This window comes from Streptomyces sp. Qhu_M48, from assembly GCF_051305195.1.
In the GTDB taxonomy this organism is placed as follows: Bacteria; Actinomycetota; Actinomycetes; order Streptomycetales; family Streptomycetaceae; genus Streptomyces.
Genome location: NZ_CP195432.1, coordinates 7,846,547 through 7,872,730 on the forward strand (window position 1 = coordinate 7,846,547; position 26,184 = coordinate 7,872,730).

22 protein-coding genes are annotated in these 26,184 nt (G+C 69.4%); 13 read left to right on the plus strand and 9 right to left on the minus strand.

What is annotated here, in order from left to right; translation table 11 throughout:
* The first annotated feature begins 139 nt into the window (after positions 1-139).
* The 7 genes from ACRRSS_RS35420 (at position 140) to trxA (ending at position 9,878) form a co-directional block, all read left to right on the plus strand.
* Positions 140-2,515, plus strand: coding sequence for a DUF6049 family protein (locus ACRRSS_RS35420; protein ID WP_435975047.1), 2,376 nt, complete (start codon positions 140-142; stop codon positions 2,513-2,515).
* Positions 2,516-2,560: 45 nt separating this feature from the next.
* Positions 2,561-4,798, plus strand: coding sequence for a murein biosynthesis integral membrane protein MurJ (murJ, locus tag ACRRSS_RS35425; RefSeq protein WP_435975048.1), 2,238 nt, complete (start codon positions 2,561-2,563; stop codon positions 4,796-4,798).
* Between the two features lie 118 nt (positions 4,799-4,916).
* A complete protein-coding gene (locus tag ACRRSS_RS35430) occupies positions 4,917-6,641 on the plus strand; it encodes a protein kinase family protein (RefSeq protein ID WP_435975049.1) in 1,725 nt (574 codons plus the stop codon).
* 107 nt (positions 6,642-6,748) lie between these two features.
* Positions 6,749-7,459 carry an RNA polymerase sigma factor SigM gene (gene sigM / locus ACRRSS_RS35435; protein WP_435975050.1) on the plus strand — a complete coding sequence of 237 codons (711 nt, stop codon included), beginning with the start codon at positions 6,749-6,751 and terminating at the stop codon, positions 7,457-7,459.
* On the plus strand, positions 7,456-8,394 hold the full coding sequence (locus ACRRSS_RS35440; protein ID WP_435975051.1) for a hypothetical protein: 939 nt from the start codon (positions 7,456-7,458) through the stop codon (positions 8,392-8,394). Before sigM ends, ACRRSS_RS35440 begins: the two co-directional genes overlap by 4 nt.
* 138 nt (positions 8,395-8,532) lie before the next feature.
* On the plus strand, positions 8,533-9,498 hold the full coding sequence (gene trxB, locus ACRRSS_RS35445; RefSeq protein WP_435975052.1) for a thioredoxin-disulfide reductase: 966 nt from the start codon (positions 8,533-8,535) through the stop codon (positions 9,496-9,498).
* Positions 9,499-9,545: 47 nt separating this feature from the next.
* Positions 9,546-9,878: a thioredoxin gene (gene trxA / locus ACRRSS_RS35450; RefSeq protein ID WP_435975053.1), complete on the plus strand. Its 333-nt coding sequence runs from the start codon at positions 9,546-9,548 to the stop codon at positions 9,876-9,878.
* Between the two features lie 97 nt (positions 9,879-9,975).
* Here the strand turns inward: trxA and ACRRSS_RS35455 are convergent, their stop codons facing one another.
* From ACRRSS_RS35455 to rpmH, 9 genes are all read right to left on the minus strand, one after another.
* Positions 9,976-10,593, minus strand: a complete 618-nt coding sequence (locus ACRRSS_RS35455) for a GNAT family N-acetyltransferase (protein ID WP_435975054.1) — start codon at positions 10,591-10,593, stop codon at positions 9,976-9,978.
* A gap of 159 nt (positions 10,594-10,752) precedes the next feature.
* On the minus strand, positions 10,753-11,847 hold the full coding sequence (locus ACRRSS_RS35460) for a ParB/RepB/Spo0J family partition protein (protein ID WP_435975055.1): 1,095 nt from the start codon (positions 11,845-11,847) through the stop codon (positions 10,753-10,755).
* The gene (locus tag ACRRSS_RS35465) at positions 11,844-12,926 is read right to left on the minus strand and encodes a ParA family protein (protein ID WP_435975508.1); all 1,083 of its coding nucleotides are present in this window, start codon (positions 12,924-12,926) and stop codon (positions 11,844-11,846) included. Before ACRRSS_RS35465 ends, ACRRSS_RS35460 begins: the two co-directional genes overlap by 4 nt.
* 236 nt (positions 12,927-13,162) lie before the next feature.
* Positions 13,163-13,879 carry a 16S rRNA (guanine(527)-N(7))-methyltransferase RsmG gene (rsmG, locus tag ACRRSS_RS35470; RefSeq protein WP_435975056.1) on the minus strand — a complete coding sequence of 239 codons (717 nt, stop codon included), beginning with the start codon at positions 13,877-13,879 and terminating at the stop codon, positions 13,163-13,165.
* Positions 13,880-13,996: 117 nt separating this feature from the next.
* Positions 13,997-14,509: a protein jag gene (locus ACRRSS_RS35475; RefSeq protein ID WP_435975057.1), complete on the minus strand. Its 513-nt coding sequence runs from the start codon at positions 14,507-14,509 to the stop codon at positions 13,997-13,999.
* Positions 14,510-14,538: 29 nt separating this feature from the next.
* Positions 14,539-15,864: a membrane protein insertase YidC gene (gene yidC / locus ACRRSS_RS35480; protein WP_435975058.1), complete on the minus strand. Its 1,326-nt coding sequence runs from the start codon at positions 15,862-15,864 to the stop codon at positions 14,539-14,541.
* A gap of 3 nt (positions 15,865-15,867) precedes the next feature.
* Entirely contained in the window at positions 15,868-16,194 is a 327-nt protein-coding gene (gene yidD, locus ACRRSS_RS35485; protein ID WP_435975059.1) for a membrane protein insertion efficiency factor YidD, read from the minus strand.
* Entirely contained in the window at positions 16,191-16,562 is a 372-nt protein-coding gene (rnpA, locus tag ACRRSS_RS35490; protein WP_351894753.1) for a ribonuclease P protein component, read from the minus strand. Before rnpA ends, yidD begins: the two co-directional genes overlap by 4 nt.
* 21 nt (positions 16,563-16,583) lie before the next feature.
* Entirely contained in the window at positions 16,584-16,721 is a 138-nt protein-coding gene (gene rpmH / locus ACRRSS_RS35495; protein WP_030205020.1) for a 50S ribosomal protein L34, read from the minus strand.
* Between the two features lie 396 nt (positions 16,722-17,117).
* Between rpmH and dnaA the strand changes: the two genes are divergently transcribed.
* The 6 genes from dnaA (at position 17,118) to gyrB (ending at position 26,152) form a co-directional block, all read left to right on the plus strand.
* Positions 17,118-18,887 carry a chromosomal replication initiator protein DnaA gene (gene dnaA / locus ACRRSS_RS35500; RefSeq protein ID WP_435975060.1) on the plus strand — a complete coding sequence of 590 codons (1,770 nt, stop codon included), beginning with the start codon at positions 17,118-17,120 and terminating at the stop codon, positions 18,885-18,887.
* A gap of 1,009 nt (positions 18,888-19,896) precedes the next feature.
* Complete coding sequence (dnaN, locus tag ACRRSS_RS35505; RefSeq protein ID WP_351210952.1) at positions 19,897-21,027, plus strand: DNA polymerase III subunit beta; 1,131 nt, start codon at positions 19,897-19,899, stop codon at positions 21,025-21,027.
* Between the two features lie 109 nt (positions 21,028-21,136).
* Positions 21,137-22,015: a phosphogluconate dehydrogenase (NAD(+)-dependent, decarboxylating) gene (gnd, locus tag ACRRSS_RS35510; RefSeq protein WP_351894760.1), complete on the plus strand. Its 879-nt coding sequence runs from the start codon at positions 21,137-21,139 to the stop codon at positions 22,013-22,015.
* A 58-nt stretch (positions 22,016-22,073) separates the two neighbouring features.
* Entirely contained in the window at positions 22,074-23,195 is a 1,122-nt protein-coding gene (recF, locus tag ACRRSS_RS35515; protein WP_351894763.1) for a DNA replication/repair protein RecF, read from the plus strand.
* Entirely contained in the window at positions 23,192-23,746 is a 555-nt protein-coding gene (locus tag ACRRSS_RS35520; protein ID WP_435975061.1) for a DUF721 domain-containing protein, read from the plus strand. The genes recF and ACRRSS_RS35520 overlap by 4 nt, the downstream gene beginning before the upstream one ends.
* A gap of 378 nt (positions 23,747-24,124) precedes the next feature.
* A complete protein-coding gene (gene gyrB, locus ACRRSS_RS35525) occupies positions 24,125-26,152 on the plus strand; it encodes a DNA topoisomerase (ATP-hydrolyzing) subunit B (protein WP_435975062.1) in 2,028 nt (675 codons plus the stop codon).
* Positions 26,153-26,184 lie beyond the last annotated feature (32 nt).

A 26,184-nucleotide genomic window follows, 5' to 3' on the forward strand; every position in this document is an offset into this window, starting at 1 on the left:
GCCGGACCACCGGTCGAAGATCACCTGGAGCAGTCCCCGGCACTTGCTCCCAGCGTGCCTCGTTACCATGCCTGGACACAGCAACCGGGAAGCACCTACCCCGCTGGCATCACCGACAACGACGAGGACGGGCGAACGCGTGGCCGAGGCGGCAGACATCCAGGGAACCGGTCCCTCACCTGCCCGCCGATGGCTGCGGCGCACGATCACCATCGCCGTCGGCGCGCCGCTCCTCGCCGGGCTTCTCCAGGCCCCGGCCGCCACGTCCCCGGCGTCGGCCGCCGAGGACGCCACCGGATCGAAGACCGTCGATGTGTCTCTCGACACGCTGGCTCCGAGCGCACCGGTCGAGGGGGACACCGTCACCGTCACCGGGACGGTGACCAACCGCGGCAAGAAGACCATCACCGACGCGACCGTGGATCTGCGCGTCGGGCCGCGGATGACGAGCCGCAGCGAGATCGAGCAGGTGACGGGCCGCACCGGCTACCGGAGCGACAGCGACCCGGCGCCCCTCGACGAGGCCCCGGCCGTCGAGATCCCCCGGCTCGGCGCCGGCCTCAGTGCCGACTTCTCCCTCTCCGTGCCGGTCTCCGAACTCGGACTCGACGAGGCGGGCGTCTACCAGCTGGGCGTCTCCCTGACCGGGCAGACCTCGGACCGGCGCTACGACCGGGTGCTCGGCATCGAGCGCACCTTCGTGCCGTACCAGCCCGAGGCCACCGAGAAGAAGACCCAGCTCACCTACCTCTGGCCGCTGATCTCCTCGTCGCACATCTCGGCGGAGACGGCGACCGACGACCAGCAGACCCCGGTCTTCGAGGACGACGCCCTGGCGGCCGAGCTGAAGCCGGGCGGACGGCTCGACCAGATGGTCTCGCTGGGCAAGGACCTTCCGGTCACCTGGGTGGTCGACCCGGATCTGCTGGCCTCCGTCGACGCCATGGCGAACGGCTACCGCGTCAAGGACGGCACCCTGCACGTCCCCGGACCGCACCAGGTCGTCGCCGAGAACTGGCTGAACTCGCTGATGAAGGCGATCGAGGGCCGCAAGATCGTGGCCCTGCCCTTCGCGGACCCCGACGTCGCCTCCCTCGCCCACCGCGGCAAGGACGTTCCCGGCTCGCTCGGACACCTCCAGTCGGCGACCGCCCTCGCGGCGATGACGGTCGAGACCGTCCTGCACGTCCAGCCCGCCACGGACTTCGCCTGGCCCGCCGACGGGGCCGTCGACCCCTCCATCGTGGCGGTGGCGACCTCGGCCGGTGCCGACAAGGTGATCGCCCGCAGCGACAGCGTCCGCGACGACCTCGCCTACACGCCCACGGCGGCACGTCCGCTGGGGAACGGCAACACCACGGCCGTGGTGAGCGACGCGCTTCTGTCCACCGCCTTCGAGGGCGACATGGTCCGCGCGGAGAACTCCACGCTCGCCGTCCAGGAGTTCCTCTCGCAGTCGCTCGCGGTCACCCTGGAGCAGCCCGAGGACCAGCGCAGCATCGTGGTGGCCCCCCAGCGCGTGCCCACCGTCGCCCAGGCGCAGACCATGGCGACCGCCCTGCACGGCCTTTCCGGACGTCGCTGGAGCCAGCCGATCGACCTCCTGGCGGCCGCCAAGGCCAAGCCGGACCCGGACGCCTCCACCGCGGTGCCCAGCAGCTCGCGCTACCCGAAGAAGCTGCGCGACCGGGAACTTCCGGTCCAGGCCTTCCGCGACATGAAGACCACCCGGGACGAGCTGGACGACTTCAAGGTCATCCTCTCCTCCGAGGACCGGGTCGTCACCCCGTTCGGCAACGCGATCAACCGTGAGATGTCGACCTCGTGGCGGGGGCAGGCCAGAGCCGCCGCGCTCTACCGGATCAACGTCCTGGAGTACCTGCAGACTCTCACCGAGGGCGTCCAGCTGGTCGACAAGTCCGACCTCACGCTCTCGGGCCGCAGCGCGACGATCCCCGTGACCGTCCAGAACAAGCTGCTGCAGGACGTGCACCTCGTGCTGCGGCTCACCTCCAGCAACAAGAGCCGACTGAACCTGAACGGCGAGGCGAGCGCCGAGCTGCCCGTGAAGATCAGCGGCGGCCACAGCCAGTCGGTGAAGTTCAACGCGTCCGCCAGCGTCAACGGCCAGGTGCCGATGACGGCTCAGCTCTACACCGAGGACGGCACCCCGTACGGTCAGCCGATGACCTTCACCGTGAAGGTCTCCGAGATCACCGCCACGGTGATGCTCGTGATCGCGGGTGGAGTCCTCCTCCTCGTCCTGGCCGGTGTGCGGATGTACAGCGCTCGCAAGCGGGTGGCCGCCCGGAACGCCGAGGCCGAAGCGGTGGAGGCGGAGACCGCGGCGGACGCGGCGGACGCGGCGGAGACGGACGCGGAGCCGGGGACGGAGGCCGAGGTGCCCACGGAGGAGCCCGACGGGGGCGAACCCGAGCAGCCGAGTGACCCGACCCCGGACACCGGGCGCGGAAGCGGCGACCCGTCGGGCGCGGGTGAGAAAGTGGACCGTTGAGCGATGTCGTGGCCGGTCGGCCGGGGACGATGAGGTGGGGTAACCATGAACGCGCCGTATGACGGTGACCGCGGCCAGGGTGCGGGCGGCACCGCGCCGTCCGGTGGGACGCCCGCGGCACCCTCCGGCTCCGGCTACCCGCCGGTGCCGCCCCCGCAGCAGGGCGCCCCTGGTACGCACGGCCAGGACCCCTACGCACAGGACCCCTACACGCAGAACCCGTACGTCCAGGACCCCTACGTCCAGGACGCCTACACCCATGACCCGTACCGGGCCCAGGACCTGTCCGCGCAGGACCCGGTGACCGAGGCGCTCTACGACCGCGCCGCGCACCCGCCGCCCCCGCCCGGCACCTACCCGGACCCGCAGCCGCTCTACCAGCAGCCCGCGACGCCCCAGCACGCTCCCGACCCGCGGGTGTGGGCCCAGACCCCGGCGCCGGAGCCCGACGGCCCCTCGCGCCACCTGCCGTACGGCGACGACGCGCGCACGGTCCAGTTCACCGGCGTCGACGACCTCGTCACCCGCGCCGGCGAGGAGCAGCCCGAGACGGACGCCTTCGCCCACCTCTACCGGGACCAGCAGACGCCCGGCCAGGTACCCCCGCCCGCTCCGGAGCCGGACCCCATGCCCGCCCCCGCCCCGAAGAAGTCCGGCCGCGCCTCCGGGCTCCTGAAGTCGAGCGCGGTGATGGCGGCCGGCACCCTGGTCTCCCGGCTCACCGGCTTCGTCCGCAGCCTGGTGATCACCGGCGCCCTCGGTGCGGCGCTGCTCGGTGACACCTTCACCATCGCCTACACCCTGCCGACGATGATCTACATCCTCACCGTCGGCGGCGGCCTCAACTCGGTCTTCGTCCCGCAGCTCGTCCGCTCGATGAAGAACGACGAGGACGGCGGCGAGGCCTACGCCAACCGTCTGCTCACCCTGGTCATGGTGGCGCTCGGCGCGATCGTGGTCCTCGCCGTCTTCGCGGCGCCCGTGCTGATCCGGCTGATGTCGAACACCATCGCCGACGACGCCGCTGCCAACAGCGTGGCCGTCACCTTCGCCCGCTACTGCCTGCCCACGATCTTCTTCATGGGTGTGCACGTGGTGATGGGTCAGATCCTCAACGCCCGCGGCAAGTTCGGCGCGATGATGTGGACCCCGGTCCTCAACAACATCGTCATGATCGTCACCTTCGGCCTGTTCATCTGGGTCTACGGCACCTCCGCCGAGTCCCACATGGGTGTGCAGACCATCCCGGACGACGGCATCCGCCTGCTCGGCATCGGCACGCTGCTCGGACTCGTCGTCCAGGCCCTGGCGATGATCCCGTACCTGCGTGAGACCGGCTTCCGCTTCCGCCCCCGCTTCGACTGGAAGGGCCACGGACTCGGCAAGACGGTCAAGCTCGCCAAGTGGACCGTTCTCTTCGTCCTCGCCAACCAGGCGGGCGTCCTGGTCGTCACCCAGCTCGCCACGGCCGCCGGTGAGGAGTCCGGGAAGAACGGTGCCGGCTTCCTCGCCTACTCGAACGCCCAGCTGATCTGGGGCATGCCGCAGGCCATCATCACGGTCTCCGTCATGGCCGCGCTGCTGCCGCGGATCTCCCGCGCCGCCCACGACAACGACCCGGGCGCCGTCCGGGACGACATCTCGCAGGGGCTGCGTAACTCGGCGGTCGCGATCGTCCCGGTCTCCTTCGCCTTCCTGGCGCTCGGCGTACCGATGTGCACTCTGCTCTACGCCTCCAGCGGCATCGAAGCAGCCCAGGGCATGGGCTTCATCCTGATGGCCTTCGGCCTCGGACTGATCCCCTACTCCGTCCAGTACGTCGTCCTCCGCGGCTTCTACGCCTACGAGGACACCCGGACGCCCTTCTACAACACCGTCATCGTCGCCGCCGTCAACGCGGCCGCCTCGACGATCTGTTACATCGTCCTGCCCGCCCAGTGGGCCGTCGTCGGCATGGCCGCCTCGTACGGGCTCGCCTACGCCGTCGGTGTCGGCATCGCGTGGCGCCGCCTCCGCAAGGTGCTGGGCGGCGACCTCGACGGCACCCACGTCCTGCGGACCTACGCGCGCCTCTGCATGGCCTCCGTCCCTGCCGCGATCGTCTCCGGCGCGGTCGGCTTCGGCCTGCTGAAGCTCCTCGGCGAGGGGGCGTTGGGCTCGCTCGTCGCCCTGCTCGTCGGCGGAGCGGCCCTCCTCGGTGTCTTCTTCGTCGCGGCCAAGCGCATGCGGATCACGGAGCTGAACACCCTGGTCGGCATGGTGCGCGGACGTCTGGGACGCTGAACCGACGGGCCCCGCACAACCATCGGGGGGAACCGCGTGTCGTGCATAGCGTCCGACTGTGGGCACAATTGGCTTGGCTGTTGGATGTGGCGCAACGGATGGGGAGGCAGGAACGACGGTGGCGGAACGTAGCACGGCTGCCGTCGACGTGGCCGACAACAGCGGTGGCGACCCGCTGACCGCCAAGGCGGGTACGGCCGCGACCGACGGGGTGGCGGACAAGCAGAAGGCGGCGGACACGTCCGCCGAGGCCACGGAGAAGAAGGCGGTCGAACGACAGAGCGGCGAACAGCCCTCCATCACGGCTCCGGAGCTGCACAGCGGCCACAAGCTGGCCAGGCGGTACCGGCTGGAGGAGTGCGTCACCCGTCTGGACGGCTTCAGCAGCTGGAGGGCCGTCGACGAGAAACTTCGGCGTGCCGTCGGGGTCCACCTGCTGCCCGCCGACCATCCCAGGGCCCGTTCGGTCCTGGCCGCGGCGCGCTCCTCGGCACTCCTCGGTGACCCGCGCTTCGTGCAGGTCCTCGATGCCGTCGAGGAGAACGACCTCGTATACGTCGTGCACGAGTGGCTGCCCGACTCCACCGAACTGACCACGCTGCTCGCGGCCGGCCCGCTGGAGCCCCACGACGCCTATCAGCTCGTCAGCCAGGTCTCCCAGGCCATGGCCGCCGCGCACCGCGAAGGCCTCGCCCATCTCCGGCTCACGCCGAGCGCCGTCCTGCGCAGCTCCACCGGCCAGTACCGGATCCGCGGCCTGGCCGTGAACGCCGCCCTGCGCGGCATCACCGCCGAACGTCCGCAGCGCAGCGACACCGAGGCCATCGGCGCCCTCCTGTACGCCTCGCTCACCCAGCGCTGGCCGTACGACAGCGACGCCTACGGCCTCTCCGGGCTCCCCAAGGGAGTCGGACTCCTCCCCCCCGACCAGGTACGCGCCGGCGTCCACCGGGGCCTCTCGGAGATCGCCATGCGCGCCCTGGCGAACGACGGGGCCACCGCGTCGCGCCAGGAGCCGCCCTGCACCACTCCCGACGAGCTGGCCAAGGCCGTGGCCGCGATGCCCCGGGTGAAGCCGCCTGAGCCGGAGTTCGCCGCGCCGCCGGAGTACCAGCGCACGACCTACCAGCAGGGCTCGTACGGGCGTCCCCAGTCGCACCCGGCGGTCACCCAGCCGGTGGTCGTCCCGCCGCCTCCGCTGCAGAGTCGCACCGGCAAGGTGCTGAAGTGGACCGTCTCGGCCCTCCTCATCGCCGCCCTCGGCCTCGGCAGCTGGCAGATCGCGGACCGGCTCCTCGGCAAGGACAACACGACCAAGCCGACCGACATCGCACCGACAGTCGACGACGAGAAGCCCGAGCCGCCCAAGCCGCTCACGATCCGGTCGGCCGAGGAGTACGCCCCCGACGGTCTGCCGCAGAACCCCGACGGTGTCGGCAACACCTACGACAGCGACAGCTCCTCGTACTGGCGCACCAAGACCTTCGTCGGCGGCCCTGTCCTGGCGCCGTACAAGCAGGGCGTCGGGATCGTCTACGACCTCGGGAGCGAGCAGAACGTCTCGTCCGCCTCCATAGGGCTCCGCTACAGCGGGCCGAACACCGCGATCACCCTGTACGCGGCGGACTCGTTGTCGCCCTCCGGTGGCCTGGACTCCATGAAGAAGATCGCCACGGTCGAGACCTCGGACTCCACGGCCAAGCCGGAGACCACGACACCGGTCAAGACCCGCTACGTGCTCCTCTGGATGACCTCGGTGCCGTACTCCAGCGGTGACCAGTACTTCGGGGCCGGCTTCAAGCAGGCCATCACGAACCTGTCATTCCAGGGGACCACTCCCTAGCCACCGAACACACCGTTGATGAGCGCCGAGCCCAGCTCGGCGCTCATTTACTTCCGGGCACGGACCGGATTGAATGCCTGCACGGCTGCCGAGCGAGGAGGGGAACCGTGGCACCAGCGGCTGACGATCCCCGGACCGCGACGGACGACGACCTTCTGGCCCGTCATGTCGCCGGGGACCCCGACGCCTTCGGTGAGCTCGTGCGGCGCCACCGCGACCGGCTGTGGGCCGTGGCCCTGCGCACCCTGGGGGACCGCGAGGAGGCCGCTGACGCCGTCCAGGACGCCCTCATCTCGGCCTTCCGGGCCGCCCACACCTTCCGCGGTCAGTCGGCCGTCACCACCTGGCTTCACCGCATCACGGTGAACGCCTGCCTCGACCGTGCGCGCAAGACGGCCTCCCGCAGGACCTCGCCCGTCGATGACACCGACCGCTTCGAGCAGCTCCTCGATCCCCACGAGTCGGCCGAAGCACCCGTGGAGCGCCAGGACCTCCACCGCGAGGTCCTCGCCGCCCTCGCCGAGATCCCCGCCGATCAGCGCGCCGCCCTCGTCCTGGTGGACATGCAGGGATACCGGGTCGCGGAGGCGGCCCGTATCCTCGGCGTTCCCACCGGCACCGTGAAGAGCCGCTGCGCGCGCGGGCGGGCACGACTGCTTCCGATGGTCACTCATCTGCGCGCCGACACCGCGGGTAACGAGGCCTCCGACGGGGGAAGGAACCGGACGCCGGGGGCATCCGTCCCACCGGTGCCGGGACCGACGGATACCGGACCGACTGATCCAGCCGCTGTGAAGGGCGGAGGTGGGCGCACGTGACTTCCACGGCCGGCAAGGCCAACACCACACAGCACCCGGACGTCTCGGAGATCTCCGATCTGACCGAGGGGCTCCTCTCGCCGACCCGCTCCGCCGACGTCCGTCGGCACGTGGACGGCTGTTCCCTCTGTGCGGACGTCCGGTCCTCGCTGGAGGAGATCCGCGGCCTCCTCGGCACCCTCCCCGGACCGCCCCGCATGCCCGCGGAGATCGCCGGCCGGATCGACGCCGCCCTCGCCGCCGAAGCCCTCCTCGCCGCCACCACGCCGGAGAGCGACACCCCTGTTTCACGTGAAACATCCCGCACCCCGTCCGAGAGGGTTCCCCGCACCCCGCCCAAGCAGGTCGCGGATCGCCCTGCCGGTCGGCCCAGCGCCACTGCGGGCCCCGGCCGGGCCGGGAGGCCTCGCCGCCGCAGGATCGCTCTGCTCTCCACTCTCGGTGCCGCCTTCGGCGCGGTGGTCCTCGGAACGAGCCTCTACCTGAGCCAGGCGGGCAACCTGACCGCGGACGGTGGCACTGCCGAGACCCAGAAGGCCGACACCGCTGCCGGGGCGGCCCTCAGCCCCTTCTCCGGTGCACCGGTCGAGGACCGGGTCCAGGCTCTCCTCACCGAGGGAAGCACCGCCAGAACGCCCCGGGGAATCGGACCGGAGTCGATGTCCGCCGAGGCGAGCACGCCCACCCAGCGGAGCAGAGACGCGGCAGCCGTCCCCAGCTGTGTCCTCGCCGGTACGGGCCGCACCGACGCGGTGCTCGGTCACGAGCGCGGCGAGTACCGGGGAGCACCCGCTTATCTGCTCGTCCTGACCGATCCGGCGGACGGCACCCGGGTCCAGGCCTATGTGCTCGACGCCTCCTGCGCGGACAAGGGCACGGGCAGCGAAAGCCCGGCCGCCACTCTCCTGTTCAGTGAGACCTACCCACGCTCCTGACCCCCTTCCCGTCCGGCCACGGCGCCGCGCGGCGGTTTCGGGAATGTACGCCCCTTAGGATCCGTTGGGTGGGGTGAGAGTGACCGAGACGACCGCCCCCGTAGGCAGTGGCAGTCTGCAGAGACGAGGAAGAAACCCGTGAGCGACGTCCGTAACGTGATCATTATCGGCTCCGGGCCCGCGGGTTACACCGCTGCGCTCTACACCGCCCGAGCGTCGCTGAACCCCCTGGTCTTCGAAGGTGCCGTCACCGCCGGTGGCGCCCTGATGAACACGACCGAGGTCGAGAACTTCCCCGGCTTCCGTGACGGCATCATGGGCCCGGACCTGATGGACAACATGCGTGCCCAGGCCGAGCGCTTCGGCGCCGAGCTGGTCCCCGACGACGTCATCTCGGTGGACCTGACCGGCGACATCAAGACCGTCACCGACACCGCCGGCACCGTGCACCGCGCCAAGGCCGTCATCGTCACCACCGGCTCCCAGCACCGCAAGCTCGGCCTCCCGAACGAGGACACGCTCTCCGGCCGCGGTGTCTCCTGGTGCGCCACCTGCGACGGGTTCTTCTTCAAGGACCAGGACATCGCCGTCGTCGGCGGCGGCGACACCGCGATCGAGGAGGCCACCTTCCTCTCGCGCTTCGCCAAGTCCGTCACGATCGTCCACCGCCGGGACAGCCTCCGCGCCTCGAAGGCCATGCAGGAGCGCGCCTTCGCCGACCCGAAGATCTCCTTCGCCTGGGACAGCGAGGTCACCGAGATCCACGGTGAGCAGAAGCTCAGCGGCCTGACCCTGCGCGACACGAAGACCGGCGAGACCCGTCAGCTGCCCGTCACCGGCCTCTTCATCGCCGTGGGCCACGACCCGCGGACCGAGCTCTTCAAGGGGCAGCTGGACCTCGACGAGGAGGGCTACCTCAAGGTGGCCGCCCCGTCGACGCGTACCAACCTCACGGGTGTCTTCGCTGCCGGCGACGTCGTCGACCACACCTACCGCCAGGCCATCACGGCCGCCGGTACCGGCTGCTCCGCCGCGCTCGACGCCGAGCGCTTCCTGGCCGCCCTCGCCGACAGCGAGAAGCTGGCCGAGACCCCCGCGGTCTGACCCACGTCTCTCCTCACCCCACACCCCGCGAGATCAAGGAGGCCGCTGTGGCCCTGAAGACTGTGACCGACGCTTCCTTCGAAGACGACGTCCTCAAGAGCGACAAGCCCGTCCTGGTGGACTTCTGGGCGGCGTGGTGCGGCCCGTGCCGCCAGATCGCCCCGTCCCTCGAGGCCATTGCCGCGGAGCACGGCGAGATCGAGGTCGTGAAGCTCAACATCGACGAGAACCCGGCCACGGCTGCCAAGTACGGCGTCATGTCCATCCCGACGCTGAACGTCTACCAGGGCGGCGAGGTCGTGAAGACGATCGTCGGCGCCAAGCCCAAGGCCGCCATCCTCCGCGACCTGGAGGGCTTCGTCGAGGCGACCAAGGCCTGACGATCGCCTCGTGTTTCACGTGAAACAGCAGCAGCGTTTCACGTGAAACAGAAACGGCCCGCCCCTCCACGGGGCGGGCCGTTCTTGTGTCCAGACGTCAGAGCGGCCTCAGGGCCGGCTCCTTCTGTACGGCGCCGAGGAGCCGGTCCAGGGCCAGCTCGACGTCCTCCTTCCAGGAGAGCGTCGTCCGGAGCTCAAGGCGCAGCCGCGGAAAGGCCGGGTGCGGGCGCACCGTCTTGAAGCCCACCGCGAGCAGATGGTCGGCCGGCAGCACACAGGCCGGCTCCTTCCACCGGGCGTCTCCGAACGCCTCAATGGCCTTGAAGCCTCTCCGCAGCAGATCCTTGGCGACGGTCTGCACGACCATCCGGCCGAGCCCCTGCCCCTGATAGCCGGGCATGATCCACGCCGTCATCAACTGCGCGGCGTCGGCGGCCACAGGGCTCGTCGGGAAGGCCGTCGAACGCGGTACATAGGCCGGGGGAGCGTAGAGAACGTAGCCGACCGGCACGTCGTCCACATAGACCACCCGGCCGCACGAACCCCACTCCAGAAGGACGCCCGAGATCCAGGCCTCCTTCTCCGGCTCCGAACGCCCTGCCTTCACCGCGGCTTCTCCGCTGACCGGGTCCAGCTCCCAGAAGACGCAGGAGCGACACCGCTTGGGCAGGTCCGGCAGGTTGTCCAGCGTGAGCGGTACGAGCCGACGCCCCACAGCCGCTCCTCACTTCCCTCGCCACCGAGCATGGATACGCCTCCTGGAATCGTATCGATCGGCCCATCGGGACGACACCGCTCACAGGCAAAGGGCGGACCGCGTTCCGGTGAAAACCGGAGCACGGCCCGCCCTCGGCGGCCTCAGGAGCGGAAGGGGTCAGGCTTCCGTGTCCTGTTCGGCGTTCTTCTGGTCCATGACCCGTCCCTCGCCGGGAGCCAGGGTCGACAGGATCCGCTCCAGATCTTCCATCGAGGCGAACTCGACGACGATCTTGCCCTTCTTCTGCCCCAGGTCCACCTTCACCCGGGTCTCGAAGCGGTCGGAGAGCCGGGAGGCGAGGTCCGTGAGCGCGGGCGAGACGCGTCCGCCCGCACGCGGGCCCTTCGGCTTGACCGCACCGGCGGGCTCCTCGGATCCCATGATCCTCACGATCTCCTCGACGGAACGCACCGAGAGGCCTTCCGAGACGATCCGGTAGGCCAGCTTGTCCTGGGCCTCCGAGTCGTCCACACCGAGCAGGGCCCGGGCGTGACCGGCGGACAGCACTCCGGCGGCGACCCGCTGCTGCACGGACGGCGAGAGGTGCAGGAGACGCAGCGTGTTGGTGATCTGCGGGCGGGAACGCCCGATCCGCTCCGCGAGCTGGTCATGGGTGCAGCCGAAGTCCTTGAGCAGCTGCTCGTAGGCGTGAGCCTCTTCGATCGCGTTCAGCTGGGCACGGTGGAGGTTCTCCAGGAGCGCGTCCAGGAGCATCTTCTCGTCGTCCGTCTCCCGGACGATCGCGGGGATCCGCTGGAGCCCTGCCTCCTTGGAGGCCCGCAGGCGACGCTCGCCCATGACGAGCTCGTAGCGCTCGTCATCGATCTTGCGCACCACCACGGGCTGCAGCAGGCCGACCTCCTTGATGGAGGCGACAAGCTCCGCCAGGGCGTCCTCGTCGAAGATCTCACGGGGCTGGTGCCGGTTGGGCACGATGGCCGCGAGCGGAAGCTCCGTGAAATACGCCCCGACCGGGGGCTCCGGCAGGATCGCGGCCTCGGTCCGCGACGGCGCGGACTCCGGGGACTGCGCGCTCTGCGGGAGCGTCGCCAGCTTCGCTGCGGCCACCCCACGGTCGGAGCCCCGGGGAGGTACCGCGCCGGAAGAGGCCAGGCCCGCCCCTACGCCGGCCGCCGAGGCCTGCCGCTCCTGGGGAGCAGCGGGGATCAGCGCACCGAGCCCACGCCCCAGTCCCCTACGTCGCTCGCTCACTGGATCCCCTCCGACATGCTGCGCTGGTGCTGGTTGTTCGGGTGCCCTACATGGGCGTGCTGCGGGTCGTAGTGCACGGCGGCCCCCCGCAGGGCGATCTCTCGGGCCGCTTCGAGATACGACAGCGCACCACTGGAGCCCGGGTCGTAGGTGAGGACCGTCTGCCCGTAGCTGGGCGCCTCGGAGATGCGGACGGACCTCGGAATGCTGGTCCGCAGCACCTCCTCGGCGAAGTGGGTGCGCACCTCGTCGGCGACCTGCGAGGCGAGCCTCGTCCGTCCGTCGTACATGGTGAGCAGGATCGTCGAAACGTGGAGCGCGGGGTTGAGGTGTCCCCGTACCAGGTCAACGTTCCGCAGAAGCTGTCCGAGCCCCTCCAGCGCGTAGTACTCGCACTGGATCGGGATCAGTACCTCGGCTCCGGCCACCATGGCGTTGACCGTGAGGAGACCCAGCGAGGGCGGGCAGTCGATCAGGATGTAGTCGAGCGGCTGCTCGTAGGCCTGGATCGCGCGCTGCAGGCGGCTCTCACGGGCCACCAGCGAGACCAGCTCGATCTCCGCACCGGCAAGGTCGATGGTGGCGGGGGCGCAGAAGAGGCCCTCGACGTCCATGACGGGCTGCACCACTTCGGAGAGCGGCCGGCTGTCCACGAGGACGTCGTAGATCGAGGGGACCTCGGCGTGGTGGTCGATGCCGAGCGCGGTGGAGGCGTTGCCCTGTGGGTCCAGGTCGATGACCAGGACCCGAGCACCGTGCAGGGCGAGGGAGGCGGCGAGGTTGACCGTCGTGGTCGTCTTGCCCACGCCGCCCTTCTGATTGGCAACCACCATCACGCGAGTCTGAGCCGGGCGGGGAAGTCCCTCACCGGCACGACCCAGGGCCTCTACTGCCAGCTGGGCAGCACGACCAATGGGGGTGTCGTCCATCGGGGGCGGTGTTTCACGTGAAACATCCTCCCCGACCGATTCGGTTCGGGGACCGGGGACCGGATCGGTCATCGGTCCCGCGATGTTGGCGTCGGACCGCAAGGATTCACTCTCCTCGGCTTCAGGCTCGGGATGGGAAGAGCCTGCCATGCTTTCGGGGTCGTGAACCAGCGAGGCCGGTGGTTCTGTGGGTGAATCCACCTCTGTGGACATCTCCGTAACCCTCGCGGGTGGATTCACACGGGGTCGACGGTCCCGGGGCGCGGCAGCCGCGCGACCGCGGCTGATGATCCCCTGCAGCAGTGAGCGACGTTTCACGTGAAACACCATGCCCCCGCCGCCCAGCCGGGACCGTTCGACACTCCGAAATGGTACGTATGCGACGCTCAGCGGCGTCGACGGGTCTTGCTCGTCCGGGCGGCCTTGGCTCGCTTGGCGGCGAATCGCACGCCACCCGGGCTCTCACCGACCTCCACCCGTACGACGGTGGACAGCGGGTCGACGATCCCCTCGCCCACCTGCAGCACCGAGGTCTCGACCACGCCGAGCCGGGAGAGGGCGGCGCGAGCACCGGTGATCTCCTCCTCCGCGGTGTCGCCCTTGAGCGCCAGCATCTCGCCGTACGGGCGGAGCAGGGGGACTCCCCAGCCAGCCAGCCGGTCGAGCGGTGCCACCGCGCGAGCGGTGACCACATGCACGGGCGGGACCTTGCCGAGCATCTCCTCGGCGCGTCCACGGACGACGGTCACATGGTCGAGGCCGAGCAGTTCGACGACCTCCTGGAGGAAGTTCGTCCGGCGGAGGAGCGGCTCCAGGAGCGTGATCTTCAGATCGCGCCTGACCAGGGCCAGGGGGATACCGGGAAGACCGGCGCCCGAGCCCACGTCGCAGACGGTGACGCCCTCGGGGACGACCTCCGAGAGGACGGCACAGTTCAGCAGGTGGCGCTCCCACAGTCGCGGGACCTCGCGCGGGCCGATCAGGCCTCGCTTCACACCCGCGTCCGCGAGGAGCTCGGCGTACCGCACGGCCTCCGGGAAGTACTCACCGAAGACTGTCCGCGCCTGCTCCGGAGCTTCGGGGAGCTCCGCTGCCTCCGTCACGGGAACCGTCCTTCCGTACCGCACGCATCGCGTGCAAGCGCACTGTGGTGGCTGACTATCAGGCTGACAAAGATCGGCCCCGCCTGCGAACAGACGGGGCCGACACTACGTGAGGCTTCAGGCCGGGAGCACGACGACGAAGCGCTGCGGCTCCTCGCCCTCGGACTCGCTGCGCAGACCGGCGGCGGCGATCGCGTCGTGCACGACCTTGCGCTCGAACGGCGTCATCGGGTCCAGCTTGACCGGCTGGCCGCTGGACTTCACCTCGACCGCGGCCTTGGCGCCCAGCTCGGCGAGCTCGGTGCGCTTCTGGGCACGGAAGCCGGCGATGTCGAGCATCAGACGGCTGCGGTCACCGGTCTCCCGGTGCACCGCCAGGCGGGTCAGCTCCTGGAGCGCCTCCAGGACCTCGCCGTCGCGGCCCACGAGCTTCTGCAGCTCACGGCCGCTGGAGTCGCTGATGATCGAGACCGCGGCCCGGTCCGCCTCGACGTCCATGTCGATGTCGCCGTCGAGGTCGGCGATGTCGAGCAGACCCTCGAGGTAGTCGGCCGCGATCTCACCCTCCTGCTCCAGGCGGGTCAGGGTGTCGCCACCCTCGGCGGCGGCGGAGATGGTGCCTTCCGTCACGGATGGACTCCTTCTTGCTTCGGCGAGGCTTACTTCTTGGAGGACGGGTGCTTGGGCCGCTGCTGGCCCTTGCGCTGACCGGACTTGCCCTGGCGGGAGCCTCCGGAGTTGGCGCGGCTCGGACGCGCGGGCTTGTCGCCCTCCTCGTCCTTCGACTCACCCTTCGCAGCGGTCTTGGCCGGACCCTGGGGCTTCTTCTCGAGCGAGGTGGTGGGCGCCTCTACGACGGCCGGCTCGGAGTCTTCCTCGGTGTCCTTCGCCAGGGTGTGCTGAGCGGCGGCGGCCTGGCGCTGGGCCTTGCTCTGACGCTTGGGCTGCTGGCGCCTGGCGGCGGCACCGCCCTCGGCCTCGGCCTCGATCGTGTCGCTCTTGATCACGGTGCCGTCGGCCTGAGCGGCGAAGCCGGCCTTGGTCAGCCCGGAGAAGAAGCGGCGCTCGTTCTCGTTGCGGTCGGCGGTGCTCTTGGCGACGATCACCTTGACGATGGTCTTGCGACGGCGACCGCGGACCTCACCGTGCTGCGTGATGCTCTTCAGGAGGCGCTGGAGGTAGGAGTCCTGAGCCTTGCTGCCCGGGGTCGGGTTCTGGTTGATCACGTACATCTGCTGGCCCATGGTCCACACGTTGGTGGTCAGCCAGTAGACGAGGACACCGACGGGGAAGTTGATGCCCATGACGGCGAAGATCACCGGGAAGATGTACATGAGCATCTTCTGCTGCTGCATGTACGGGGTCTTCACCGAGAGGTCGACGTTCTTCATCATCAGCTGACGCTGGGTGAAGAACTGCGAGGCCGACATCATGACGATCATGATCGCGGTGACGATGCGGACCGAGGTCAGCGAGGCGTCGAGAGCGGCGACCTCAGCGGCGCTGTCCGTGAACTTCGAGGCCAGCGGGGCACCGAAGATGTGGGCCTGACGGGCGCTGGCGAGCAGCGGTCCGTCGATGACGCCGACCTCCTTGCCCGAGGCGATCGAGGAGAGCACGTGGTACAGGGCGAAGAAGAACGGCGACTGCGCCAGGATGGGAAGGCACGAGGAGAGCGGGTTGGTACCCGTCTCCTTGTACAGCTTCATCATCTCTTCGGACTGACGCTGCTTGTCGCTCTTGTAGCGCTCCTGGATCGCCTTCATCTTCGGCTGGAGCGCCTGCATGTTCCGCGTCGACTTGATCTGCTTGACGAACAGCGGGATCAGGCAGATACGGATCAGCACCACGAGAGACACGATGGACAGGCCCCAGGCCCAGCCCGTGTCTGGGCCGAAGATCGCCCCGTACACCTTGTGGAACTGGACGATGACCCAGGAAACGGGCCAGGTGATGAAGCTGAACAGACTGGCAATCGTGTCCACTAATCAGGCTCCTTGAGCATTGGGCGAGGTCTCGGCGGCCGGGCTCGTCTCGGCGGTGGACCCGCCCTTGTCGCCACGCAGCGCGTTCCTCAGCATTTCGTGCCAGCGAGGGCGCTTCCGCGGGGAGACATGGTCCACACCGCCGGGCGACCACGGGTTGCACCGCAGGATCCGCCAGGCGGTCAGGGCCGTGCCCTTGATCGCGCCATGCCGGTCGATGGCCGTGAATCCGTAGTGGGAACACGACGGGTAGTACCGGCAGACGGGCCCCAGAAGAGGGCTGATCGTCCACTGGTACAGCTTGATGAGAGCCAGCAGCGGGTACTTCATCGCGCGCCCCCTCCCAGCAGCCGCTGGAGAGCGGCGTCCAGGTCTCGGGCCAGCTGTGCGTGATCGGCGTCGCCGGCTCCGGGCAACGCCCGTACGACCACCAGGCTACCGGGGGGCAGCTCGGTGAGGCGGTCGCGGACGAGATGCCGCAGACGACGCTTCACCTGGGTACGTACGACCGCACCACCTACGGCCTTGCTCACGACGAAACCCGCACGCGTCGGGGGAGCGCTCTCCCCAGGCGCGTGCGGGTCCGTTGCACCGCTGCGTAGATGGACGACGAGGAGCGGGCGACCGGCCCGGCGACCTCGGCGTACCGCGGTTGCGAAGTCCTCGCGCCGCCTCAGCCGATTCTCGGTAGGCAGCACGTCATGACCTGTTAAGGCAGATCAGGCGGACAGCTCAGAGCGACCCTTGGAACGACGGTTCGCAAGGATGGCTCGGCCGGCACGCGTACGCATCCGCAGGCGGAAGCCGTGGGTCTTGGCGCGACGACGGTTGTTCGGCTGGAAGGTGCGCTTGCTCACTCGGGGGCTCCAGAAATGATTCGTAGATGGCGGGACATCGCCTGGCTGTCACCGTGCGCCCACGAGTAGCTCGCAATACGCCCGAGTGCACCGCTTCACGATCACAGACCGTGATCTTTGCCCATCGGAGGCAGGCGGCAGCAGCCATCGACAACTCGACCTGGTTACGGTACGCGCGGCTACGCCATCCGGTCAAACCGACTTGTCGCCACCCCCCATTGTGCACAGGCTGTGGACAACAACTTGAACCACGTCAGCCGCCGCGACTACCGTGGATGGACTCCACATTCTTTTCCGTTCTGTCCTCTCCTGTCCGCCCGGACCCGTCCTCACGGACATCGACCCACCGTTCCCCGAGATCCACACCATCGGGGGACCTGCGAGAAAGCGTGCCCTGTGGCTGACGTACCTGCCGATCTTGCCGCAGTGTGGCCACGCGTCCTGGAGCACCTCCTCGCAGAGGGCCAGCAGGGGATCGAGCCCAAGGACAAGCAGTGGATCGAGCGCTGCCAGCCCCTCGCCCTCGTCGCGGACACGGCGCTCCTCGCCGTGCCGAACGAGTGGGGCAAGCGGGTCCTGGAGGGCCGGCTCGCCCCGCTGATCAGCGAGACCCTCAGCCGGGAGTGCGGCCGCCCGATCCGGATCGCGATCACCGTCGACGACTCCGTCGGTGAGCCGACTCCGCCGGCGCCGCCCGTGCAGCAGTCGCAGCAGTCGCAGCAGTCCCGCTACGACGAGCGCTCCCAGCCCGAGCAGTACGAGAAGTACGACGGCTACGGCCACCGGCCGATGTCCGACGACGGCCTGCCCACCGCTCGCCCGGCCTACCCGGACTACTCGCAGCAGCGCCCCGACCCCGGCGCGTGGCCGCGCACCCAGGAGGACCTGTCCTGGCAGCAGCCCCGGATGGGCGGCTACCAGGAGCGCGCTCCGTACACCGGTCCCGACCAGTCCCGGCAGTCGCGCTACGACGAGCCGCCCCGCGGCTACGAGCAGCAGCGGCCCGGGCGCGCCGAGCTGCCCGACCCGCAGAACCACGGTGCCCGTCCCGGTCCCCGGCCGGGCGGTCCCGGGGGCGGACCGGGCGGCGGCCACGGTTCCTCCCAGCAGGGCGCCGGTGCCCCCGGTGAGCAGCACGCGCGGCTGAACCCCAAGTACCTTTTCGACACCTTCGTCATCGGTTCCTCGAACCGCTTCGCGCACGCGGCCGCCGTCGCGGTGGCCGAGGCGCCGGCGAAGGCGTACAACCCCCTCTTCATCTACGGGGAGTCGGGCCTCGGCAAGACCCACCTGCTGCACGCGATCGGTCACTACGCGCGGAGCCTCTACCCGGGCACGCGCGTGCGGTACGTGAGCTCCGAGGAGTTCACGAACGAGTTCATCAACTCGATCCGCGACGGCAAGGGCGACGCGTTCCGCAAGCGCTACCGCGATGTGGACATCCTGCTCGTCGACGACATCCAGTTCCTCGCGAGCAAGGAGTCGACGCAGGAGGAGTTCTTCCACACCTTCAACACCCTGCACAACGCGAACAAGCAGATCGTGCTCTCCTCGGACCGGCCGCCCAAGCAGCTGGTTACCCTGGAGGACCGGCTCCGCAACCGCTTCGAGTGGGGCCTCACCACCGATGTGCAACCGCCCGAGCTGGAGACGCGCATCGCGATCCTCCGCAAGAAGGCGGTGCAGGAGCAGCTCAACGCCCCGCCGGAGGTGCTGGAGTTCATCGCCTCCCGGATCTCGCGGAACATCCGTGAGCTGGAGGGCGCGCTGATCCGGGTGACGGCCTTCGCGAGCCTCAACCGGCAGCCGGTGGACCTGGGGCTGACCGAGATCGTCCTCAAGGACCTGATCCCGGGTGGCGAGGACTCGTCGCCGGAGATCACCGCGCCGGCGATCATGGCGGCCACGGCCGACTACTTCGGGCTGACGGTGGAGGACCTCTGCGGATCCTCGCGCAGCCGCGTCCTGGTGACGGCCCGGCAGATCGCCATGTACCTGTGCCGCGAGCTCACGGACCTGTCGCTGCCGAAGATCGGCGCGCAGTTCGGCGGCCGTGACCATACGACGGTGATGCACGCGGACCGGAAGATCCGCGCGCTGATGGCCGAGCGGCGCTCCATCTACAACCAGGTCACCGAACTCACCAACCGCATCAAGAACGGCTGACGGAACGAGCTCGGCGGGCTCTTCCGCGAGCCCGCTCCTCCTGCTTCCGAGCCACGCCGCAACGGCCGGCCAAGGGCGCCCCGGGACACCTCCCGGGGCGCCCTCAGTCGTTCCCGGGTGCTTCCGAGAGCCCTCTGGAAGGTGCTCCTGAGGTCCCCTGTGGCGCCCCGAGGGACCCCAGGAGCCGTTGCGAGACCTCCGGAAGGCGCTCCCGGAACCTCCCAGAAGGGGTCCGAGAGGCACTCCGGAGACGTTCGGGAAGCGTCCCGGGGACCTGTACGCCGACGGAAGTGTTCGATTACGCCGTTCCGGTGGCGGGTTCTCCACAGATTGGGGGATGATCTCCCGTCCACAGGGTGGGGACTGTCGAGTTATCCGGATTGTGTCCACAGGCCGACCTGGTGACAGGTCATCACCCCAGGTCAGACCCTTGTGGAATTGTTGGTAAAAGATCTCCACAGGCTGTGGATGAATCTTTCGTCCACAGGGGGCCCTGCCGGTTGTCCACCGGCCGCCCACAGGGAGGGGTCCGTTGCCCACAGCTTCTCCACACCCCTGTCCACTGTTCGGCAACGAATCACCCCCTCTCACCGCGTCGAGTGAAAGCCGTCACACCAAGGAGGACGATTGGGCTGTGGGGAACGTGGGTAAAGCTGGGGACAGCGCTGGGGAGAACTCCCCATGGCCTGTGTACCGGGTGTGCAGAACTTTCGGGTGTCCACAGAGAACCCCAGTTGTCCACCGGCTCCGCCCACAGGCGCAGTGGACAAAAAATCGGGTCTGACCTGCGAAAACGACGTTATCCACCGTTTCCACAGGCCCTACTACTACTCCCACTTAGAGTTAGCTAGGAATCCGCTTCGAAGTGGGGCCTGTGCACAACTCGGCGCCGGAGCTCCGACGCGCTCTCGTCGCGACTTGACCCCGAGCAGCACCGAGTGTCTGCGGCGTACGTCAGACTGGTTCCCGCAGTCGACGAAGAGCCAGCAACAAGCAGGAGGCGGTTCCGGTGAAGATCCGGGTGGAGCGCGACGTACTTGCCGAGGCGGTGGCCTGGGTGGCCCGCAGCCTCCCGGCCCGTCCGCCGGCTCCCGTTCTCGCGGGCCTTCTGCTGAAGGCCGAGAACGGCGCGCTGAGCTTCTCGAGCTTCGACTACGAGGTCTCGGCACGGGTCTCCGTCGAGGCCGAGGTCGAGGAGGACGGCACCGTCCTGGTCTCCGGCCGGCTGCTCGCCGACATCTGCCGCGCCCTCCCCAACCGTCCGGTGGAGATTTCCACAGACGGTGTACGGGCGACCGTGGTCTGCGGCTCCTCCCGCTTCACCCTCCACACCCTGCCGGTGGAGGAGTACCCGGCGCTGCCGGAGATGCCCACCGCGACCGGCACCGTCCCCGGTGAGGTCTTCGCCTCCGCCGCCGCGCAGGTGGCGATCGCCGCGGGCCGTGACGACACGCTGCCCGTCCTCACCGGTGTGCGCATTGAGATCGAGGGCGACACGGTCACCCTCGCCTCCACCGACCGCTACCGCTTCGCGGTCCGCGAGTTCCTGTGGAAGCCGGAGTCCCCCGACGCCTCCGCGGTCGCCCTGGTGCCCGCGAAGACCCTCCTGGACACCGCCAAGGCGCTCACCAGTGGCGACACGGTCACCCTGGCGCTCTCCGGCTCCGGCAAGGGCGAGGGCCTCATCGGCTTCGAGGGCGCGGGCCGTCGCACCACCACCCGGCTGCTCGAAGGCGATCTGCCGAAGTACCGGACGCTCTTCCCCACCGAGTTCAACTCGGTGGCGGTGATCGAGACCGCCCCCTTCGTGGAGGCCGTCAAGCGCGTGGCCCTGGTCGCCGAGCGCAACACCCCGGTCCGCCTCAGTTTCGAGCAGGGCGTGCTCATCCTGGAGGCCGGTTCCAGCGACGACGCACAGGCTGTGGAGCGGGTCGACGCGCAGCTTGAGGGCGACGACATCTCGATCGCCTTCAACCCGACCTTCCTTCTGGACGGTCTGAGCGCGATCGACTCCCCGGTCGCCCAGCTCTCCTTCACGACCTCCACGAAGCCGGCGCTGCTGAGCGGCAAGCCCGCTGTGGACGCCGAGGCGGACGAGGCCTACAAGTACCTGATCATGCCGGTGCGTCTGAGCGGCTGACGCCTTGATCGGGGGCGTCGCCTGAGCGGCTGACCCCACAGGTGTGCACCCGGGTCCGGGCGTAGGCTCGGACCCGGGTAAACCGCACACGACGCTTAAGGAATCTCTGATGGAGCTCGGTCTCGTCGGTCTCGGCAAGATGGGCGGCAACATGCGTGAGCGCATCCGCCGCGCAGGCCACACCGTCATCGGATACGACCGCAACCCGGACCTCGCCGATGTCCACAGCCTCGAAGAGCTTGTGGGCAAGCTCAAGGGGCCCCGCGTCGTGTGGGTCATGGTTCCGGCCGGTGCCGCGACCCAGTCCACCATCGACGAGCTGGCCGAACTGCTCTCCCCCGGCGACATCGTCGTGGACGGCGGCAACTCGCGCTGGACGGACGACGAGAAGCACGCCGAGGAGCTGGCGGCCAAGGGCATCGGCTTCGTCGACTGCGGCGTCTCCGGCGGCGTCTGGGGCCTGGAGAACGGCTACGCGCTGATGTACGGCGGTTCGGCCGAGGACGTGGCGAGGGTCCAGCCGATCTTCGACGCGCTCAAGCCCGAGGGCGAGTTCGGCTCGGTCCACGCGGGCAAGGTCGGCGCAGGCCACTTCGCGAAGATGGTTCACAACGGCATCGAGTACGCGATGATGCAGGCCTACGCCGAGGGCTGGGAGCTCCTGGAGAAGGTCGACTCCGTCACCGACGTGCGTGAGGTCTTCCGCTCCTGGCAGGAGGGCACGGTCATCCGTTCCTGGCTGCTGGACCTCGCGGTGAACGCGCTGGACGAGGACGAGCACCTGGACCAGCTCCGCGGCTTCGCCCAGGACTCCGGCGAGGGCCGGTGGACCGTCGAGGCCGCCATCGACAACGCCGTACCGCTGCCGGCGATCACCGCGTCGCTGTTCGCGCGGTTCGCCTCGCGGCAGGACGACTCCCCGCAGATGAAGATGATCGCCGCGCTGCGCAACCAGTTCGGTGGCCACGCGGTCGAGTCCAAGAAGTAATCCACAGGCTGTGCACCCGGCGGTGCACAGCCCGCCGGGAGAAGGTCGGCGTTCCACCATGCACGTCACGCATCTGTCGCTGGCCGACTTCCGCTCCTACGCCCGGGTCGAGGTCCCGCTCGACCCGGGCGTCACCGCTTTCGTCGGCGCCAACGGCCAGGGAAAGACCAACCTGGTCGAGGCCGTCGGCTATCTCGCCACCCTCTCCAGCCACCGCGTCGCCTCCGACGCCCCGCTGGTGCGGATGGGGGCGGAGCGCGCGGTCGTCCGCGCCGCGGTCACCCAGGGCGAGCGCTCCCAGCTGATCGAGCTCGAGCTCAATCCCGGCCGGGCCAACCGTGCCCGTATCAACAGGTCGTCGCAGGTCAGGCCGCGTGACGTGCTCGGGATCGTACGGACCGTGCTGTTCGCGCCCGAGGACCTCGCCCTGGTGAAGGGCGACCCCGGCGAGCGCCGGCGCTTCCTCGACGAGCTGATCACGGCGCGTACGCCGCGCATGGCGGGGGTGCGCTCCGACTACGAGCGCGTGCTCAAGCAGCGCAACACCCTCCTGAAGTCGGCCGCGATGGCCCGGCGGCACGGCGGCCGCGGCATGGACCTGTCCACGATCGACGTCTGGGACCAGCACCTGGCGCGGGCCGGGGCCGAGCTGCTCGCGCAGCGGCTCGACCTGATCGCCGTACTGCAGCCGCTGGCCGACAAGGCGTACGAGCAGCTCGCACCCGGCGGCGGACCGATTCTGCTGGAGTACCGGCCGTCGGCACCGGGCACCGGACACACCCGCGAGGAGCTGTACGGACAGCTGCTCGCCGCGCTCGCCGAGGTGCGCAAGCAGGAGATCGAGCGGGGCGTCACGCTGGTCGGACCGCACCGCGACGAACTGCTCCTCAAGCTCGGAGACCTGCCCGCCAAGGGGTACGCGAGCCACGGCGAGTCCTGGTCGTACGCGCTGGCGCTGCGGCTGGCCTCCTACGACCTGCTGCGGTCCGAGGGCAACGAGCCCGTCCTCGTCCTCGACGACGTCTTCGCCGAGCTGGACGCGCGGCGGCGCGAGCGGTTGGCGGAGCTGGTGGCGGGCGGCGAGCAGGTCCTGGTGACGGCCGCGGTGGACGACGACGTGCCGGGGGTCCTCGCGGGGACGCGGTACGAGGTGGCCGGAGGGACGGTGGAGCGCGTATGAGCGACGAAAACCTTCCCCAGCCTGTGGACAAGCCTTCGGTGCCCGAGTCCTCGGGTGTCGACCTCGCGCGGGTCGCGCTGCGGGCCGCCAAGGAGCAGGCCAAGGCCAAGGGCGCGGCCGCCCAGCAGAAGAAGCAGGCCCGGCGCGGGGGCGGACTGCGCTCCGGCGCACGCGCCGACGGACGCGACCCGATGGCGCTCGGCGCGGCGATCAACCGGCTGATCACCGAGCGGGGCTGGGAGACGCCGGCCGCGGTCGGCGGAGTCATGGGCCGCTGGCCGCAGATCGTCGGCGAGGACCTGGCCAAGCACTGCGTACCGCTGAAGTTCGACGACGAGCCGGACGCGCGCGTGCTCACCGTGCAGTGCGACTCGACGGCCTGGGCGACGCAGCTGCGGCTGCTCGCGCCCCGCCTGGTGGCCCGTCTCAACGAGGACCTCGGGCACGGGACGGTGCGCGTGATCAAGGTGCTCGGGCCGGGGGCGCCGCGGCGCGGGTACGGGCCGCTGCGGGCGCCGGGGTCCGTGGGCCCGGGAGACACGTACGGCTAGAGCGCCGGTCGGCCCGGCCGCCGGCGAGCGGGTCGCGTCGGCGCGGGTTCAGCCAAGGGGCCCGGTGGCGTCGTGCCCACCCGTTCCGGCCTGCCGATCACAGGCCCTCGACCGAGACTTTGGCATGCCCGCGACAAGGGCGGGAGATGTGTCCACGCCGCGCTACGGGTCGAAGCGCTGGGTGGCCGTCAGGGGGCTCTGAAGCCCCTATCCGGATATGGGGAGTCGTCTCGCTCCCGCCCAGGGCGGCACATGCGGACTCAGGCACCGGCAAACCCCCATGACTGTCGGCGCTACCGGTAGACTGGGAGACAATCCCGCCACCCTGCGGAACAAGTCGAATGACGCAGCCGCTCCCGCATGCCCGGAGAACGGCCTGTGCTGTGCCAGAAAGGGCGCTTCGTGGCCGATTCCGGCGACCCCAACGAGAACAACCAGTACACCGCCAGCAATATCCAGGTCCTCGAAGGCCTGGATGCCGTGCGCAAGCGCCCTGGCATGTACATCGGCTCGACCGGTGAGCGCGGTCTGCACCACATGGTGCAGGAGGTCGTCGACAACTCCGTCGACGAGGCCCTGGCCGGGCACGCGGACACCATCGACGTGACGATCCTGGCCGACGGCGCCGTGCGCGTCGTCGACAACGGCCGTGGCATCCCCGTGGGCATCGTGGCCTCCGAGGGCAAGCCGGCCGTCGAGGTCGTGCTCACCGTGCTGCACGCGGGCGGCAAGTTCGGCGGCGGCGGCTACGCCGTCTCCGGCGGTCTGCACGGTGTCGGCGTGTCGGTCGTGAACGCCCTGTCCACCAAGGTCTCCGTCGAGATCAGGACGGACGGCCACCGCTGGACCCAGGACTACAAGATGGGCGCCCCGACCGCGCCCCTGGCGCAGCACGAGGCGACCGACGAGACCGGTACCTCGGTCACGTTCTGGGCCGACCCCGACATCTTCGAGACCACCGAGTACTCCTTCGAGACGCTCGCGCGCCGCTTCCAGGAGATGGCCTTCCTCAACAAGGGCCTCACCCTGACGCTCACGGACGAGCGCGACTCGGCGAAGGCCACGGTCGGAGCCGACGACCCGGAGGCGGAGGCCGCCGAGCCCACCGCGCGCACGGTGAAGTACCACTACGAGGGCGGCATCGTCGACTTCGTGACGTACCTCAACTCGCGCAAGGGCGAGCTGGTCCACCCGACCGTCATCGACCTGGAGGCGGAGGACAAGGACAAGAGCCTGTCCCTCGAGGTCGCGATGCAGTGGAACAGCGGCTACAGCGAGGGCGTCTACTCCTTCGCCAACATCATCCACACCCACGAGGGCGGCACGCACGAGGAGGGCTTCCGTGCGGCGCTGACCTCGTTGATCAACAAGTACGCGCGCGACAAGAAGCTGCTCCGCGAGAAGGACGACAACCTCACGGGCGACGACATCCGCGAGGGTCTGACCGCGATCATCTCGCTCAAGCTGAGCGAGCCGCAGTTCGAGGGCCAGACCAAGACCAAGCTGGGCAACACGGAGGCCAAGACCTTCGTCCAGAAGGCGGTCTACGAGCACCTCAACGACTGGCTCGACCGCAACCCGGTCGAGGCCGCGGACATCATCCGCAAGTCGATCCAGGCCGCCACCGCGCGCGTGGCCGCCCGCAAGGCGCGCGACCTGACCCGTCGCAAGGGCCTCCTGGAGTCGGCGTCGCTGCCGGGCAAGCTCTCCGACTGCCAGTCGAACGACCCGGCCAAGTGCGAGATCTTCATCGTCGAGGGTGACTCCGCCGGCGGCTCGGCCAAGTCCGGCCGCAACCCGATGTACCAGGCCATCCTGCCGATCCGCGGCAAGATCCTGAACGTCGAGAAGGCCCGGATCGACAAGATCCTGCAGAACACCGAGGTCCAGGCCCTGATCTCGGCCTTCGGCACCGGCGTGCACGAGGACTTCGACATCGAGAAGCTCCGCTATCACAAGATCATCCTGATGGCGGACGCCGACGTCGACGGTCAGCACATCAACACCCTGCTGCTGACCTTCCTCTTCCGCTTCATGCGGCCGCTGGTCGAGGCCGGTCACGTCTACCTCTCCCGCCCGCCGCTCTACAAGATCAAGTGGGGCCGGGACGACTTCGAGTACGCGTACTCGGACCGCGAGCGGGACGCGCTCGTCGAGCTGGGCAAGCAGAGCGGCAAGCGGATCAGGGAGGACTCGATCCAGCGCTTCAAGGGTCTCGGCGAGATGAACGCCGAGGAGCTGCGCATCACCACCATGGACGTCGATCACCGCGTACTCGGCCAGGTCACCCTGGACGACGCCGCGCAGGCCGACGACCTGTTCTCGGTGCTGATGGGCGAGGACGTCGAGGCACGCCGTTCGTTCATCCAGCGGAACGCCAAGGACGTTCGCTTCCTCGACATCTGAGTCGGTCTCAGCTGACCGTACGAAAGGACTGA

Coding starts and splice junctions, on each gene's coding strand:
- ACRRSS_RS35465 (WP_435975508.1), bottom strand. CDS start 12,926: ATGGCAGGCTCTTCCCATCCCGAGCCTGAAGCCGAGGAGAGTGAATCC.
- recF (WP_351894763.1), top strand. CDS start 22,074: ATGCACGTCACGCATCTGTCGCTGGCCGACTTCCGCTCCTACGCCCGG.
- yidD (WP_435975059.1), bottom strand. CDS start 16,194: ATGAAGTACCCGCTGCTGGCTCTCATCAAGCTGTACCAGTGGACGATC.
- murJ (WP_435975048.1), top strand. CDS start 2,561: ATGAACGCGCCGTATGACGGTGACCGCGGCCAGGGTGCGGGCGGCACC.
- gnd (WP_351894760.1), top strand. CDS start 21,137: ATGGAGCTCGGTCTCGTCGGTCTCGGCAAGATGGGCGGCAACATGCGT.
- ACRRSS_RS35520 (WP_435975061.1), top strand. CDS start 23,192: ATGAGCGACGAAAACCTTCCCCAGCCTGTGGACAAGCCTTCGGTGCCC.